The organism is Paenibacillus sp. J53TS2, from assembly GCF_018403305.1.
GTDB classification, from domain to species: Bacteria; Bacillota; Bacilli; order Paenibacillales; family Paenibacillaceae; genus Fontibacillus; species Fontibacillus rhizolycopersici.
This window is the reverse complement of the sequence record NZ_BOSK01000013.1, coordinates 43,837-59,439: the sequence shown is the minus strand read 5'-3', so window position 1 is coordinate 59,439 and position 15,603 is coordinate 43,837. Positions and strand designations below refer to the sequence as shown.

At 50.8% G+C, this 15,603-nt stretch carries 15 protein-coding genes; 5 read left to right on the top strand and 10 right to left on the bottom strand.

Annotated features, from left to right (window positions below):
* Positions 1-71: 71 nt before the first annotated feature.
* The 5 genes from KJS42_RS20795 to bioB all read right to left on the bottom strand — a co-directional run bounded on the left by KJS42_RS20795 (position 72) and on the right by bioB (position 5,634).
* Positions 72-2,012 (bottom strand): FtsX-like permease family protein, encoded by a 1,941-nt coding sequence (locus KJS42_RS20795; RefSeq protein WP_213624006.1) that lies wholly within the window; start codon positions 2,010-2,012, stop codon positions 72-74.
* Positions 2,009-2,764, bottom strand: coding sequence for an ABC transporter ATP-binding protein (locus KJS42_RS20790; RefSeq protein WP_155606022.1), 756 nt, complete (start codon positions 2,762-2,764; stop codon positions 2,009-2,011). The genes KJS42_RS20795 and KJS42_RS20790 overlap by 4 nt, the downstream gene beginning before the upstream one ends.
* A gap of 97 nt (positions 2,765-2,861) precedes the next feature.
* Positions 2,862-3,869: a sensor histidine kinase gene (locus KJS42_RS20785; RefSeq protein WP_213624005.1), complete on the bottom strand. Its 1,008-nt coding sequence runs from the start codon at positions 3,867-3,869 to the stop codon at positions 2,862-2,864.
* Positions 3,866-4,558, bottom strand: a complete 693-nt coding sequence (locus KJS42_RS20780) for a response regulator transcription factor (RefSeq protein WP_213624004.1) — start codon at positions 4,556-4,558, stop codon at positions 3,866-3,868. The genes KJS42_RS20785 and KJS42_RS20780 overlap by 4 nt, the downstream gene beginning before the upstream one ends.
* Before the next feature lie 74 nt (positions 4,559-4,632).
* The gene (bioB, locus tag KJS42_RS20775; RefSeq protein ID WP_213624003.1) at positions 4,633-5,634 is read right to left on the bottom strand and encodes a biotin synthase BioB; all 1,002 of its coding nucleotides are present in this window, start codon (positions 5,632-5,634) and stop codon (positions 4,633-4,635) included.
* Positions 5,635-5,840: 206 nt separating this feature from the next.
* Between bioB and KJS42_RS20770 the strand changes: the two genes are divergently transcribed.
* Positions 5,841-7,031: a M14 family metallopeptidase gene (locus tag KJS42_RS20770; protein ID WP_213624002.1), complete on the top strand. Its 1,191-nt coding sequence runs from the start codon at positions 5,841-5,843 to the stop codon at positions 7,029-7,031.
* A 60-nt stretch (positions 7,032-7,091) separates the two neighbouring features.
* Here KJS42_RS20770 and KJS42_RS20765 read toward each other — a convergent pair whose 3' ends face one another.
* Complete coding sequence (locus tag KJS42_RS20765; RefSeq protein ID WP_155606027.1) at positions 7,092-7,358, bottom strand: FAD/FMN-containing dehydrogenase; 267 nt, start codon at positions 7,356-7,358, stop codon at positions 7,092-7,094.
* A 118-nt stretch (positions 7,359-7,476) separates the two neighbouring features.
* Here KJS42_RS20765 and KJS42_RS20760 point away from each other — a divergent pair, with 118 nt between their 5' ends.
* The gene (locus KJS42_RS20760; protein WP_155606028.1) at positions 7,477-8,379 is read left to right on the top strand and encodes an aldo/keto reductase; all 903 of its coding nucleotides are present in this window, start codon (positions 7,477-7,479) and stop codon (positions 8,377-8,379) included.
* A 59-nt stretch (positions 8,380-8,438) separates the two neighbouring features.
* Here KJS42_RS20760 and KJS42_RS20755 read toward each other — a convergent pair whose 3' ends face one another.
* A complete protein-coding gene (locus KJS42_RS20755; RefSeq protein WP_213624001.1) occupies positions 8,439-9,593 on the bottom strand; it encodes a hypothetical protein in 1,155 nt (384 codons plus the stop codon).
* 150 nt (positions 9,594-9,743) lie between these two features.
* Here KJS42_RS20755 and KJS42_RS20750 point away from each other — a divergent pair, with 150 nt between their 5' ends.
* Positions 9,744-10,250 carry a DUF3231 family protein gene (locus KJS42_RS20750; protein ID WP_213624000.1) on the top strand — a complete coding sequence of 169 codons (507 nt, stop codon included), beginning with the start codon at positions 9,744-9,746 and terminating at the stop codon, positions 10,248-10,250.
* Positions 10,251-10,285: 35 nt separating this feature from the next.
* Here the strand turns inward: KJS42_RS20750 and KJS42_RS20745 are convergent, their stop codons facing one another.
* Positions 10,286-10,981: a 2-phosphosulfolactate phosphatase gene (locus KJS42_RS20745; RefSeq protein WP_213623999.1), complete on the bottom strand. Its 696-nt coding sequence runs from the start codon at positions 10,979-10,981 to the stop codon at positions 10,286-10,288.
* A 146-nt stretch (positions 10,982-11,127) separates the two neighbouring features.
* Here KJS42_RS20745 and KJS42_RS20740 point away from each other — a divergent pair, with 146 nt between their 5' ends.
* Positions 11,128-12,438, top strand: a complete 1,311-nt coding sequence (locus KJS42_RS20740) for an MFS transporter (protein WP_213623998.1) — start codon at positions 11,128-11,130, stop codon at positions 12,436-12,438.
* 111 nt (positions 12,439-12,549) lie between these two features.
* A complete protein-coding gene (gene comA, locus KJS42_RS20735) occupies positions 12,550-13,413 on the top strand; it encodes a phosphosulfolactate synthase (RefSeq protein ID WP_193418519.1) in 864 nt (287 codons plus the stop codon).
* An 88-nt stretch (positions 13,414-13,501) separates the two neighbouring features.
* On the opposite strand, the gene KJS42_RS20730 is transcribed toward comA, so the two are convergent.
* Together KJS42_RS20730 and KJS42_RS20725 are read right to left on the bottom strand one after the other, a co-directional pair.
* The gene (locus KJS42_RS20730) at positions 13,502-13,915 is read right to left on the bottom strand and encodes a hemerythrin domain-containing protein (protein WP_213623997.1); all 414 of its coding nucleotides are present in this window, start codon (positions 13,913-13,915) and stop codon (positions 13,502-13,504) included.
* A 38-nt stretch (positions 13,916-13,953) separates the two neighbouring features.
* Complete coding sequence (locus KJS42_RS20725) at positions 13,954-15,456, bottom strand: nitrate/nitrite transporter (protein WP_155606035.1); 1,503 nt, start codon at positions 15,454-15,456, stop codon at positions 13,954-13,956.
* Positions 15,457-15,603 lie beyond the last annotated feature (147 nt).

Here is a 15,603-nt window from a genome sequence, read left to right as displayed (position 1 = left end):
CTCAAAAAAACAAGGCGGGAGCGTCCTAAAAAGACGATTCCGCCTTGTTCCTGTCTGGAGGGTCCTGGTTTTTATAACGATTCCTTGATAATACGCTTATAGAACAGGACCGACAACAAACCAAAGATCGAATAAAGTGCCGTATAGATCAACATCACCAGGATCATCGGTGTCCAGAGCTCCGTCCCGAACAAAAACCAACCGGAACGGACGGCAAAATAACTATGCGACAAGCCAACGGCCAACGGGATACCGAAGTTGAACACCTGCTTGAATTGAATCCCCCGCAGCAGATTGCCCGGCGTAAATCCAAGCTTTCGCAAGATGGTGTAGCTCGGCTTCTCTTCTTCCCCTTCGCCCATCTGCTTGAAATACAGAATGCAACCTGAAGTGATGAGGAAGGTTAATCCCAGAAAACCTACGATAAACATGATCAACCCCATATTGCTCTTCTGGTCCATGATGATCTGATATTGGGAGTATGCACCCGACGTTTCTTCATAACTCTTGTCTTGATAGATTTGATTCGCTTGCTCCAGCAAATCGGGATTCACCACATCGATCCCGTAGTAGACCGGGTCAGGTCGCTGAAGTTCCGGTTTTGCATCCTGCATCAGTCGTTCGAATACGGCATGATCGAGGATCACAGACGGCATTCCGGAGGAATAACGAAGCGATACGATCGCATCTTTTTTCGTATCGATCACGGTGACCGGGATGGATTCCGAGCTTCCTTTTAACGTGATTTTCCCTTCCGAGTGCAAGCCCATAAATTGCTCCACAGCATTGCTCGAGCCGGCGAACAGTACTTCCTTCGAATCCAGTTCGACGCCTTCGACTTCTTGTTCGTCAACGACGGCAAGCGTGACGTCATTGGAGCCCTCTTGCTTCTCCAAGACGGTATCAAAGATTTGAGAAACATCAGCCTCAACGATGAGCACACGGCGCTGGGTTTCTCGCGTATCGATCCCGGCTGTCTTCAAAGCTTGCTTGAAAGCCTCTACGTCCGCAGGCTCTGACAATGCAAAATGATTCGGTACGGTTTGCTCCGCCGATTTTTCCGTCGAATAGAAAGAGATGTAGCTTAGCGACAACAAGCCGATCGCCAGCGCCGACACGGTCGTGATGATCGTCAGCAGCAGCGCGTTCGATTTCATTCGGAACATGATTGAGGATAAGGACAGCACCTCATTCAGCGACAGATACCCCCCCTTCGCTTTACGCACCAAGTTGAAGATAAAACTGACCGACCCTTTATAAAACAGGTATGTTCCGATAATCACCGACCCTAATATCAGGATCATCGCGAGAAACAGCTCCTGCATTCCGGTATAGTCGCCGCTGAACAAATCCGCCGATATCCGGTAACCGTAAAGGATCAGCCCGATTCCCAGAATACCGAAGACGATTTCGGACAACGGCATCCTGCGGTAAGCGTTCTCCGTGGTAGACGTCACCCGGAACAGCGACAGGATGCTTTGACGCTTGATGAACAAATAGTTCATCAGCATGATCAACAGGTAGATCGCCGCAAAAACAACGACGGTCTGTATCAGTGCCTGCGGGGAGAATCGCAATGTCGCCTCGGCATCCACGCCAATGATCTGAAACAGAATCATAAGCAACAACCGGGAGCAGGAAAACCCGACGAACATGCCGATCAGCATGGAGCCGAAATAAAGAATCAGGTTTTCGCTGCTGAGGATGCCAAAGATCTTTCCTTTCGTTAATCCGATTAATTGAAACAAGCCAATTTCCTTACTTCTCCGTTTGATGAAGATGGTATTCGCATAGAGCAAGAAAATAGCGACGATCGCAACGAGCAGCACTGACGCAGCGGCTAATCCGGCCGCTCCTTTCACGGAGCCCTTCATTTCGTCCAGCGCCGGGTCGTACTGTAAGGTGACAAATGCGAAGTATAACGCAACGCTGAAAATCAAGGCGAACACGTACAAGTAATAGTTTTTCAGGTTTTTTTTCAGATTGCGGTAAATCAGATGGGTCAAGCTCATTCCTGCACCCCGCCCAAAACGCCCTGAGCCTTGATGATGTCGTTGAAGAACGCCTGCCTTGGCTCGTCGCCTTTATTTAGCTGCGAATAGATTTGTCCATCCTTAATGAAAACAACGCGGCTGGTATAGCTCGCCGCCACCGGATCGTGGGTCACCATAATGATCGTTGCCATGATCTTGCGGTTCAGCTCGCTGAGCTTGTTCAACAAATCCGAAGCGGACTTCGAATCCAGCGCGCCTGTCGGCTCATCGGCGAATATAATACTCGGATCGTGGATGAACGCCCGTGCAGCCGAGGTTCGCTGTTTTTGCCCGCCCGAAATTTCGTTCGGGTATTTGTCCTTGATGTCGTAGATGCCAAGTTCCGTGGCTATCTCCTGAAACTTATGGTCTGCCTCTTTACGGGAGACGTTTTTGATCGAGAGCGGCAGCAGGACGTTTTCTTTGACCGTTAACGTATCCAGCAAATTGTACTCCTGAAAAATAAAGCCGAGATGGGTTTTGCGGAATTCAGCCAACTCTTTCTCCTTTAGTCCCGTAAACTCTTTGCCTTCGATTTTGATGCTGCCAAGGCTGACCTTATCGATGGAAGAAAGCACGTTTAGTAAAGTCGTCTTGCCGGAGCCGGACGCCCCCATGATACTGACGAATTCCCCCTTCTCCACACCCAGGTCAATCCCTTTCAGCACTTCCTGACGATTGAATTTGTTGCCATAGCTTTTATGAATTTTGCTGGCTTCGAGTATCGCCATGATTGATCACTCCTTTGTCCTACCCTAATCTTATCTTGCCCGGAATGGAGTTTCCTGCGTTTCACCGAACAAAGCAAACGAGCATGTGACATTGTTGTCACATGCCCAGGGTATGGACGTAAGTATTGCTCCTCGGAAAATACAACGTAAAGGCGGTTCCTACACCGGGTGTTGATTCAACGCTCATCCGAATCGACAGGGAGTCCGCGACCTTCTTTGCCAAATACAACCCCATTCCGGTGGCAGCGTGATCATCATGGTTCTTCGTAGAGGTAAATCCTTTCTCGAATATACGCGGCAGGTCCTTCACTTCAATCCCCCGACCGCTGTCGCGGACGCAAAGCCAGGCCTGTCCATCCGGCGATATTCCAGAACCCACGACGATATCAGAGGCCGAACTGTATTTCACCGCATTGGTCAACAGTTGCCGTACGATGAACGCCAACCATTTCGCATCCGTGAGCACTTCCTGGACAGGCAGGTTGACATCAAAACCGATGCCTTTTTGCAAACACCATGCTCGCAGCTCGCGAATCTCATTAATTAGCAAGGGCTCCAGCTTCACTTGCTCGATATATAGATCGTTTTCGATGAACGGAATGCGTTTCTGGTGCAACTGGCGATCCAGCAACAGGTGAATGCGCAACCACTCCAGCCGCAGTTGCTCCTTCAGCGGCTCGTCGCCCATCCGATCGATCATGAGTCGCATGGCGGTTAATGGGGTTTTCACCTCGTGAATCCAGGACATCAGCTCATCCTTCTCCTCTTCCAACTGGGCGACAAGCTGCGACGTTTCCTTGCGAAACTTGTCCGTTTGCTCGTTTAATCGATCCATCACGATAGATTGAAACGGACTTTCCGGCGCAGCGATCACGTTCAAATCGTACGTATCCTCCCAGGCGGCTAGGCTTTGATGGAACCGGGTTTCCTTCGAATAACGGATCAGCAAAAATGCCGCAAATAACAATATCGATAAGAAAACAATATATAACATCGGCAGGAACGGAATCGTCCGATCGATCGCGGCGACGGAGAGGAGCAGGAGCTGCAGGGCGATCACGAGCAGGATCCAGCTTAGGCGCTCACGCAAATATTTTCCGATCATAACGTCTGAACCTCTTCGGTTGCCATATAACCTTGCCCGACCTTCGTCTCGATATAAGCGTCAAGCTCGAGGTCCTCCAGCTTTTTGCGCAACCGATTTACGTTTACCGTCAAGGTATTGTCGCTGACGAAATGCTCGTTGTCCCATAAGCTTCGGATCAGCTCCTCGCGGCTGACGATGCGATTTTTTTGCTCTACAAGCAGCTTGAGGATGAGCATTTCATTTTTCGTTAACTCAATGGTCCCTCGCTCTGCCGTGATGGCGTTGCGTCCATATTCGATCGTTGCTCCGCGCCACGTCCTCAGCTCAACGCGTTCGGTATTATAGTTGTAAACCCGGCGAAGCGTCGCCTGGATTTTGGCAATGAGCACCTCGAAATGGAACGGCTTCTGTACAAAATCATCCGCGCCTAGCTGCATGGACATCACCATGTCGGTCGGATGGTCGCGCGAAGACAGGAAAATGATCGGCACATTGGAATGGGCGCGGATTTGTCGGCACCAATGAAACCCATCGAACTTGGGCAACTGGATATCGATCAGAACCAGATCCGGGCGAATGGCCGAAAATTCCTCCAAGACGTTGCCAAAATCCCGAACGCCATGTACCCCATAGGACCATTGCTGCAGCCGTTCGCGGATTTCCTGAAACAAGGACGGATCGTCTTCGATTAACATGATTTGAAACAAGCGAATCACCACGTTTTTAGGATTCTATACCTAATTCAGTTTAATGGATTACGAGGCGTTTCGCTATCCTTCCGTTAAATCGCTGTTAGTTCGATTTCAAAGCCCAGATCCTCGATCATCCGGTGATCTAAGGATACATCTTGGCCTTCTGTCGTCATGTAATCGCCTACGAAGATCGAGTTCGCCGCATATAAGGATAGCGGCTGCAGTGTCCGGAGGCTGACCTCCCGGCCGCCCGCCACGCGGATTTCCTTCGATGGACAGATGAAACGGAACAAGGCCAACACTTTAAGCGCTTTTTGCGCCGGTACCCGTCCCGCCCGTTCCAACGGTGTGCCCGGGATGGCGTTCAAGAAATTGATCGGAACCGAATCGGCATCCAGATCGCGGAGCGCTAAAGCCATCTCCACGATTTCTTCATCCGATTCGCCCATTCCGATGATCACACCGGAGCAGGGAGACATCCCGTGCGCTCTTGCGGTCTCGACCGTCGCCACGCGTTGATCGTAAGTATGGGTCGTCGTAATCGACGGATAGTTGGTCCGGCTCGTGTTCAAATTGTGGTTATATCGGTGAACCCCGGCTTCACTCAGTTTCTGCGCTTGCTCCTCCCTAAGGATGCCCAGGCAGGCGCAAATCTTCAGCGGCATCGTTACGCGAATTTCGGCGACTGCCTCTACGACCTGCTCCAACTCCTTGTCGGTTGGCCCCTTGCCGGAGGCTACGATGCAATACGTTCCCGCCTTGCGCTGCAACGCCTCGCGAGCTCCAGCCACCAGCGTTTCCTTGTCGAGCAACGGGTACTTCGGGATCGAAGCTGTCGAGACCAAGGATTGCGAGCAGTACCCGCAATCTTCGGGACATAGTCCGCTTTTCGCATTGATGATCATGTTCAGCTTCACTTTGTTGCCATAGTAATACCGTCTGACCCGATACGCCGCCTCCATCAGCGGCAGCAATTGATCATTCTCGGCTTGTAATACGGAAAGCCCCTCCTCCCAAGTTAAAACCACTCCGTTTAGGGCTTTATCGGCAAGCGAATCCCAGCTCTGTCCTTCCGTCTTGCGTTGGTTCATCCATCATCCCAGCTTTCTATGCCTGATTAGCTCTACAGCAAATGAGCTCCTATTGTTAACCTTAATATAAATTTATGGTTAACAATTAACCTTCTAGATTCTACCTGAAAGTTTGGATGTTGTGAAGGGTTCATTCCATTTGGCATGGAGCGCGCTTGCCCCTACATAGGTTGTTATAAGGCAAAAATGTGCAGGAGGGATTTGTTATGCGTATACAAGTACGTTCGGGGGATACGTTATGGTATTACAGCCAGATCTTTCAACTTCCGCTGCAATTGATCGTGGATTCCAACCCGGGTATTCAAGCGGAAAGTCTTAGCGCGGGCCAAACCATCCACATTCCCGGTTTTCTGTCCAGCGAATATCAGGTGAAAGCCGGGGATTCCGTTTGGAAGCTGTCCAGGGACCGCGGGGTTCCGATGGATGTGATCCTTTTGCTGAACCAATCGGTGAATCCCAATCAGCTTGCGGTTGGTCAGCGGCTGCAGCTTCCGCTGCGAGTCACCTGGTTCGTGGTCGACATCCGTAAACCGTACGATTCCGCCGCATTGCGGGAAGATTTGAACCGGTTGATGGACATCTACCCGTTTGTAGCCTACCAAAATATTGGAAATACGGTCATGAACAAACCCATCCCTGAACTACGCATCGGAAAAGGAAAGAAAAAGGTGCATGTCAACGGAGCTTTTCATGCGAATGAATGGATTACGACGCCGGTGTTAATCAAATTTCTGAATCAGTATCTGCTTGCGCTTACGAATAGCAGCTTGATTCGCGGTCTGCCGATGTGGCCTTATTACGAAGAGGTTACTTTCTCGATGGTGCCCATGGTGAATCTGGACGGTGTAGACCTCGTTATCCATGGATTGCCGAATCAGGAGCCTTACCGCAGCAACGTGCTGTCTTACAACGGTGGCAACACCGACTTCCAAGGGTGGAAAGCCAACATCAATGGGGTTGACTTAAACGACCAATTCCCGGCTTTATGGGAACGTGAGGTTGCTAGGAATCCGGTGGAGCGCGGGCCTCGGGATTATCCGGGCACCGCCCCGCTGACCGAACCTGAAGCGATCGCCATGGCCAACTTGACCCGGCAGAGCGACTTTGATCATGTTCTCGCGTTCCATACCCAAGGCCAAGTCATCTATTGGGGCTTCGAGAACCGCGAGCCGGCTTATGCCGAAACGATCGCGAATGAATTCGCCCGGGTCAGCGGTTACGAGGCCATCCGTAACGTGGAGAGCTATGCCGGATATAAAGATTGGTTCATCTATGATTTCCGGCGTCCTGGATTTACGATCGAGCTGGGAACCGGCGTCAACCCGCTGCCGCTCTCTCAATTTGACGAGATTTATGAGGAAAGCTTAGGGATTTTACTGGCCAGCATGTACATGTAAGTGTAAACGCAAAAACAAGGCCCCCTGCTATTGCAGAGGGCCCTTTCTGTGTAAAGAGGCTTAAAAATTCATCATACCTCCGCGGAGGTTGGGGTTCATCATTCTGGACGTTCCCGTTCCGCTTTGACCGTGACAGTTGTTGATCCGATCCTGAATTTGCTCATCCGTCAGATTGGGATGCATCTGTTTCGCATAGGGTAGCATCCAATCCCAAACTCCATTCGGATCGTTCTCTGCACCGTTGCTCGCACCAGCCGCATAAACTCCAGCCGCACCAATCCCCATCACCAATACGAAGGCAGCGATTCCAAGGCCAAGCTTCTTCATGTTGTTCTCCTCCTTAGGCAAGCGATTGGCTTTCATTCTAGCAGGGGCGAATTGAACATGCTATGATGTCTTTTATAGTTCAAAGAAACTCATCCTTCTATCGAAAGGAGTTCTGCAGATGAAAATGAACCGTTTGGGCTCCTCCGACCTAATGGTTAGCGAAATCGGACTAGGCTGCATGTCGCTGGGAACGGATGAGTCGCATGCGATCGCCCTGATCCACGAGGCGCTGGACCGAGGGGTTAACTTTCTTGATACCGCCGATCTTTACGATGCCGGAACCAATGAGGAAATCGTCGGCAAAGCGATCAAGGGACGCCGGGATCAAGTCATTCTAGCGACCAAAGTCGGCAACCGACGGATTCCCGGTCAAGATGGCTGGAGCTGGGATCCGTCCAAAGCGCATATCCTGTCGGCGGTCAAAGACAGCCTGCGTCGGCTGGGCACGGATTATATTGATTTGTATCAACTTCATGGCGGAACGATCGAGGATCCGATCGACGACACGATCGAAGCGTTTGAACAATTGAAGAAAGAAGGCGTCATCCGGGAGTACGGAATTTCTTCCATTCGTCCGAACGTGATTCGCGAATACGTCTCTCGTTCCTCAATCGTCAGCGTCATGAATCAATACAGTATCGTGGATCGGCGTGGTGAAGAGGCTGCCTTTCCGCTGCTTCAGGAGCACCGGATCAGCGTGATCGCCCGTGGGCCGCTAGCAAGCGGAGCGCTGGCAGCGAACCGAGTACCTTCCAAAGGCGTGCTGGATTACGAGCTGGGCGAGCTTCGTGAACTGCGCCGGAAGCTGCAGGAGCTGGAAACGCCGGAACGCAGCTTAACGCAGCTAGCCATCCGCTATTCACTGGCCCATCCTGCAGTGGCCGTGGCCATTCCCGGAGCCAGCTCTCGTGAACAGCTGTTGCAGAATCTGACCGCGGCCGACATCCCCGAGCTAAGCGCCCAGGAAGTTGAGTTGATTCGCAGCTTGAGTAAAGCAAATCAATATACGGTGCACCGTTAATCTAAAATGAAGAGCAGGCCATTCCAAGTGAACGGCCTGCTTTTTTGTTGCGATTCAGGTTATTTGACAGGGATCCATTCGATCCCCCAGTCGGAAATCAGACGGTTTAAAGCATGGACATTGAGATATAACCGATCCCCCATGATCTTCGAGTTCGAACGGTCGACTTGAATGGACTGGGTTCCCGTGGAAACCGTATAACGGTAGGTTTTCATATCGCTACCTGCACTCCGCTCAACTTTCCACTTCAGACTTTCGGACACGGGTCGAAGAGGAACATATAGCTCTCGGTTAAGGCCAAAAAAAACGAACGGCAAAGCGATTTTCATATCGTTTACTGTCAAATTAGCCTCCCCCTCTTGAACGTATTCCAGCGTTTTGACCGGCAGCTGATTGGCTTCCAATTCGTCCGGGACTTCAGGTGCTTTTGTCGCGGCCGAGCCTTGTACTCGATCATAGAAAGCTTGAACCTCTTGATCGGTTACGCTCCGAACCTTCCGAGTACGCACATCGTATAGATGCGTTTTCCGGGTAGATTCGTTATAAGCCAGCAAGAGTTCTCCTCGCTGTTCGTCATACCCCAGCAAAGAAGCCAGCAATAAACGATGCGTTTCCTGTGTATCGGGATTCATGCGAACGATTTCGTTCTGCTTGGCCGTCTCGCTATACCGCTCCATAAGCAAGGAGCCGTCCGGAAGCCAATAGGTCACAGGCCATTCTCCACTGTCGGAGACCTGACGGATGACTCCGTTCTGGTTGTTTTTCACGAAAAGGGCAACCTGCTTAGACCCCCCCTCGAAATGCATCACCTTACGAGTCCCGAATTTCCCGCTGGGTGAGTTCTGATATCCTGTTTTCCCCACCAACCGGTCTCCGGCCGTATCCAGATAGACTTCGCCGAAAGGTTGGGGAGTTAGGCCTTGCGTCATGACACGCACATAGGGACTCATTTCCTCTCCCCACAGCTCGCTGACGGTATCGGGCAACACATACCAATTTCCGTCCTCGGTCCGGGAGAGGACCTTCCGTTCAGATTTGCCGTCATCCGTTGTTAAATAGGCATTATAGTATGCTTCTTTGGTTTCCGGGTTCGTATAGGCATGGTAAAACGCCGCATCCGCGGCGGCTGTCGTACTTGCGATCATCGTCCAGGCCAAAGTTGTCGCTAGAACACCGTAAACCGCTGGTCGCAGCCGAATGTTGCCTAATTTCATTCTCGTTTCTCCTTTCACCTCAATCTATTTAGTATAGACGACGAATGGTGGAGAAAGTTACGACGTTTACAAGCCGAATCATACAACCCATGAACGGGAGACATACTACGGACGAGCAAATCAATATGACGAAGCAAAGGAGATTCTTTCATGGGTGTGTTAGACGGTAATCCGAAGCATGAGCCGATGCATTACGGCGAAATATTCACCCTATGGGAAAGCTCGATGGCGGCCAAGATGATCTTGTCCTGCTACCAGCTGTTCACGTATCATGCCGGTGACAAAGATTTAAAAGAGATTTTAAAGGATCTGATGGATCAAGCCAAGCTGGAAATCAAAGAATTGGACAAGTTGTTAATGGACAATGGGATTACCCCCTCCCCGATGCTGCCGGAACGGCCGGAAGCAAAGCTGGAGGATATCCCGCCAGGCGCTAGATTTGCCGATGCGGAAATCGGGGCGAAGATTGCCATGGATACCGCCGCTTCATTAGCGGGCTGCAGCGGGGCGATGGGGTTGTCGATCCGTGAGGATATCGGCGAACTGTTCGCCAAATACCATGCAACCAAAACCGCGCTGGGACTAAGAATCTTGCGTATGAGCAAGGAAAAAGGCTGGCTGATTCCTCCCCCGCTGCAAGTCAAGAAACCCGAGTAATCACAAATGAAGGGAGAATCCTTTGCGACTCTCCCTTAATTTACATCCTCCCGTTCAATGATCGGGATTCCGTCGCGAATCGCTACTTTCATGACGAATTCCGCAGATCGCTCCTGTAAGCACAATTCCAAATCCTCGGGTAGAAACGCCGGCTGCTCCGGATCGAAAAACTTGGCCGCTGCCGACGATCCGCGTATGCGCTCCAAGGTTTGCGCCGCCGTTGGTCTACTGTCTCCGCTTAAGATCCCTGCGATGTATTCCGCGCAGGCTAGATCATCATCCCCCGTCGGATGCGAAGCGATCAAATGCAGCGACAGTTCGGGGCCCGAGCTCATGAGCCGGCTTTTGATCCATGCCGCCGTCGTGGCCGCATTAGAGAACCCCGTTACAAAAATGTGCTTGGCGTTCAAAGAGTTCAAAGTGGCCTCTACGCCATTCGTTGTTTTTTGAATCAACGTTTTTCCGGCTAGGTCAGCTAGCGCGATCCGAGCAGGCGAATTATCCAAATCAAAACCCGGAATAGGCAAGCCATTAATTTCTCCCGCCAGCAAGAAATCGGGATGGTCCCGTTTGAAATGAAACGCCTCTTCCAGCGAACCAGCCAATATAATCCTTTGAACTCCCCGGATAAAAGCGTAATGGGCCACCGTAAAAGCCCGGATCACATCGATCACCACATGGACCTCCGCATCCGCCAGCCGGTGGTTATTTCCCTGTATGATTTGGATCATGGTTCCCCTACCCTTTCTGTTTTGAACATTACCAGCTTATGCCTGATGGGTGGGAAGCCGTGCTAATGGATGCATACCCGATTTCCGAATGACAAATAATGAACGTATTCATTGTGTTTCGAATTCAATCATGAGGAGCTAAACCCATGAATAACACCAAAACGCGGAAAAGGCTGCAAATCACATTCCAAAGCGACATTTCGTTTCCCGAGGAGGAGTCGACAGAGGGAGCCAAGGAGAAAGCGGAAGCCTCGGAGCAGAGCGGGTCCAAAGGGCGGATATGGGAGTTCATGGCCATCGCTACCATCCCGATTGTGCTTGTGTTCGGTAACTCGATGCTGGTGCCCGTCCTTCCGGAAATGCAACGGCAGTTGCAAATCAGTAAATTTCAAAGCAGCTTGATCATTTCGATTTTCTCTTTGGCGGCGGGCTTGTTCATCCCGGTAATTGGTTATCTATCCGACCGGTTTGGACGTAAGAAAATCATCATTCCCGCATTGATCGTTTACGGAGGTGCCGGGGTTTTGGCGGGATTCGGGGCGATATGGAACTCATATACCGTCATTATCACGGCGCGGGCCATTCAGGGCATGGCGGCTGCAGGTACAGCACCCATTGCCATGGCGCTAGTAGGCGATTTGTATAAAGGCGGAACGGAAAGTAAAGCTTTGGGATTGATTGAAGCATCTAACGGCGTTGGCAAAGTGCTTAGCCCGATAATCGGTTCATTGCTGGTGCTGATCGTTTGGTATGCTTCTTTTTTCGCGTTCCCCGTATTCTGTGCCCTCTCGCTGTTTGCCGTGATGTTTCTGATCAAGGAACCTCAGTTGGGCGAGAAACAGCCATTGAAGTCCTACATCCATAAAATCGGTCAAATTTTCCGTAAAAAAGGGATCTGGTTGATCACTTCCTTTTTCGCAGGTTCTTTAGGGCTGTTCATTTTGTTTGGCGTTTTGTTTTACTTATCCAATACCTTGGAAGAGGCTCCTTACCATATCGACGGAGTCCTAAAAGGCGCGGTTTTAGCCATCCCCCTGCTCGGCATGGTCATCACTTCCTATACGACGGGCAGCCTGATCAAGAAGAAAGGCCTGTTAATCCGCTGGCTGATGAACATCGGGCTGATTATGATGACGCTTGCGCTGGCGGCGACGATATTCTTCTTCAAGAACATTTATGTATTTATCGGCTTACTAACAGTCAGCAGTATCGGAACCGGCCTTCTCCTGCCGTGCTTGAATACGATGATTACCGGCGCGGTGCAAAAGAGCGAACGCGGCATGATCACGTCGCTGTACAATAGCCTGCGGTTTTTAGGCGTTGCCTTTGGTCCGCCCCTGTTCGGATGGATGATGGACATTTCCGACCGTGTCGTGTTTATCACCGTGTCTTGCTTATCCCTGGTCACCTTGGGGCTGGTGTTTTTCCTGATCAAACCTCCTCGTCAAATCAGCTGATCATTCACCAATATTTGTTAATTCCATGGGCACCTGCTGCGATGAATTCGCATATGATGCCTATGTCATCGGTGAAACGATAAGTTAACAAGGAAACGAGGAGATTCCAGTATGAAGAGTACCTTACGTGCCGTCTGGCCTGCCGAGTTATTTGATCCGAGCGGACTACGTCAGACCATCGAGCCGGAAGGAAGTTTGCCCGAATTGCAGGTTACCGGTCCCGGCCTGACGATGGTGATCGATAAAGGACTCGGGCGGACCGCCTTCACAGATTTCATTGAACTGGCTGCGGGTTACGTAAATTGCATCAAATTCGGCTTTGGTACAGCCCCGCTCTACAGCACGGAGTTATTGATGTACAAAATTAACCTTGCCAAGCAGCATGGGATTATGGTGATGCCTGGCGGGACGCTGTTAGAGACGGCGGTTCAGCAGGAAGTTGTCTCGGGCTTCTTCAATACCATTTGCCAGCTTGGCTTTAATGGCATCGAAGTGTCTGACGGCACGATTGAGCTCCCTCGTAAACGCCGTACCGAGCTGATTCAGGAAGGTAAAAACCGGGGGCTTCGAGTCGTCACCGAATTTGGCAAGAAACTAACCGGTTCTCTTATCGATGCCACTCATTTGGCAGAGACCCAGGAAGCCGATCTCAAAGCCGGAGCCGAGCTGATGACTGTGGAAGCACGCGAATCGGGAATGGGCGTCGGCATTTTTGATGATCATGGCGAATGTCGCCAGGATATTTTGGACAATATCCTCAAATTCGTACCCGATTCAACCAGACTGATGTGGGAAGCCCCGCTAAAACATCAGCAAGTGCTGCTGCTTCGCAAATTCGGCGCGGGCGTGCATCTAGGCAACATCCAGCCGCCGGATATCCTGTCGCTCGAAACGATGCGGCGGGGACTCCGTCAGGACACGTTCGAATTCGGCCTCCGGCAGAAGCCGGCTGAAGAGTGCATCTATGTGATTTAGCAAAAAATAATCGGCCAGGTAGAGCCCACCTGGCCGATTATTTTCTTTGTTGGCTTAGTTGCCCTATCCCTTTCCATTTCTCAAGGGGTTAGAACAACAACCGTTCCTCTTCCTGACTATGAATTTCATTAATCTCAAGCAAGGCGTACAGCTTAGGGAGAAGGACCTTACTGAATCCATTTGATTCACGTAGCTGATGGATGTTTTTTACCACAATTCTCATCAACTCATGATCCCGTTTCAATTGCAGTACCGTTTCTTGGAGCGTTGGATTCTTCTCAACGACTTCTTGGTAGAAACCGTCCTCTTCCGCATCCGCATGGCTTAGAATCCGTGACTCCCAGTAATCCAGCAATTCTACCATCGCCTGATCTGCCATCTCCAGGTTCCCATTTGTGTACAGACTTTCGACTTCCTCCGTTTTCGACCGAGCTCCAGCCAAACCTCCGGCGTGAATGGCTTGATGAGCGTGCCGTTGCCGTAATGATGGACCAACCGGCATAATTTCCCCTCCCCCTAATGTTAAATCTAAACCATTTCTTATTTCTCCGCTTTTCCTTCCGGAAGCTCAGAGAACGTCCCGACATAACGGATATCTTCCCCCGATTTGTCCTTCACGGCGCTGATATTTAACCATTGCAGATAAGTTTCGCCGTTTTTACGCTTGTTCCAGATTTCGCCCTGCCACATACCGGTTTCTTTGATGCTCTTCCACATCTGCGCATAGTAATCAGGGGATTGACGGTCTGCCCGCAGAATACTTGGCTTCTGCCCCACCGCCTCCTCTTCTTCAAACCCTGTCACCGAGGTGAACGCCGGGTTGACCGCCACAATGGTGCCTTTGGGATCCGTCACCAGAATGCCCTGTGCCGTATTATTGAATACTTCCGAGGACAAGCTCAGCTTGTCGGAATAGATCATCCAGAGCACGAGAATCAAGCTGGCTAAAGCTACCTGGGACAGTAGCATGAACCCGATGGAATACTGACCCGTTACCGAGTGGATATAGGACAACAACAGCGGCGGGAAAAACCCACCTAGTCCGCCCATCATCGAGACAATCCCGTTCACGATCCCGGCCTGCTTGTTGAAATACTGTGGAACCAGCTTGAAGATGACCCCATTCCCCGCCCCGGCAACCATCGCGATCACCAAACAGCCAACCGTGTACAACGTAAATGTCGGAGAAAAGGCCAGCACGATGGCCGCCAGCGTAAAGCCTGCAAATACGATGATCAATAACATCAAGGCATTAAACCGATCCGCCAACCAGCCACCGATCGGACGCATAAAGGTTGCAAGAGCAATAAATCCGGCCGTACGCATGCCCGCATCCACTTTGGTCAGTTCAAAATTCGTCACCAAAAAGTTCGGCAGATAAACGGTGAACGCCACAAACGACCCAAACGTGATAAAGTACAGCAGCGAGAACAACCAGAGCTTTTCATTCTTGTACACGCCCTTGATTTGTTCCATCATAGCGGTCTTCACCTTCGGCTCTTTACGGTCACCAAAGAAGAGATTCAACGCCGCAAAGACCAGCAGAAGGATCAAATACAGCTTGACGGTGGCCGACCAGCCGATTTGCGTTGCTATGACCGGGGCGGAGAACGAAGTGACCGCGGTCCCCAGGTTTCCGAGACCATACACGCCATTGACCAAACCGTGTCGCTCTTTCGGGTAATACTTTGGCAGTGAAGTAACGCCTACGGAGAACACAGCCCCGCCAATCCCGAGAAACAACCCGCCGATGATCAAATCAACGTACGTTTTGGCTTCACTAATGTAATACACGGGAAACAGCAGCAAGATGAAGCTGATCAAGAAGACGATCCGCGCCCCAAAGATGTTAGCATAATACCCTATCGGGATACGCAAAACAGAACCCAATACGACGGGAATTGCCGTAATGATCGCAACCTTGTCGGCGGGAACCTGGATATCGTCACCCATGAAAGAAAGGAGCGACGAAATGATCACCCATACCATAAAACCGACAATCAGATTTAACGTTTGCAGTGGCAATTGAACTTTTCTAATCAAATTAGATCACCTTTTTCAAATGACTTCGGAATGACCATCGATTTCCCCACCCGTATTTTAGCCGATTCCCTAATTGGGCCTGAATAGGGTTTTCCCCCATTTATTTCGGGAAACTCCCTACCGGTCCAATTTGGACACAAAAAAGCC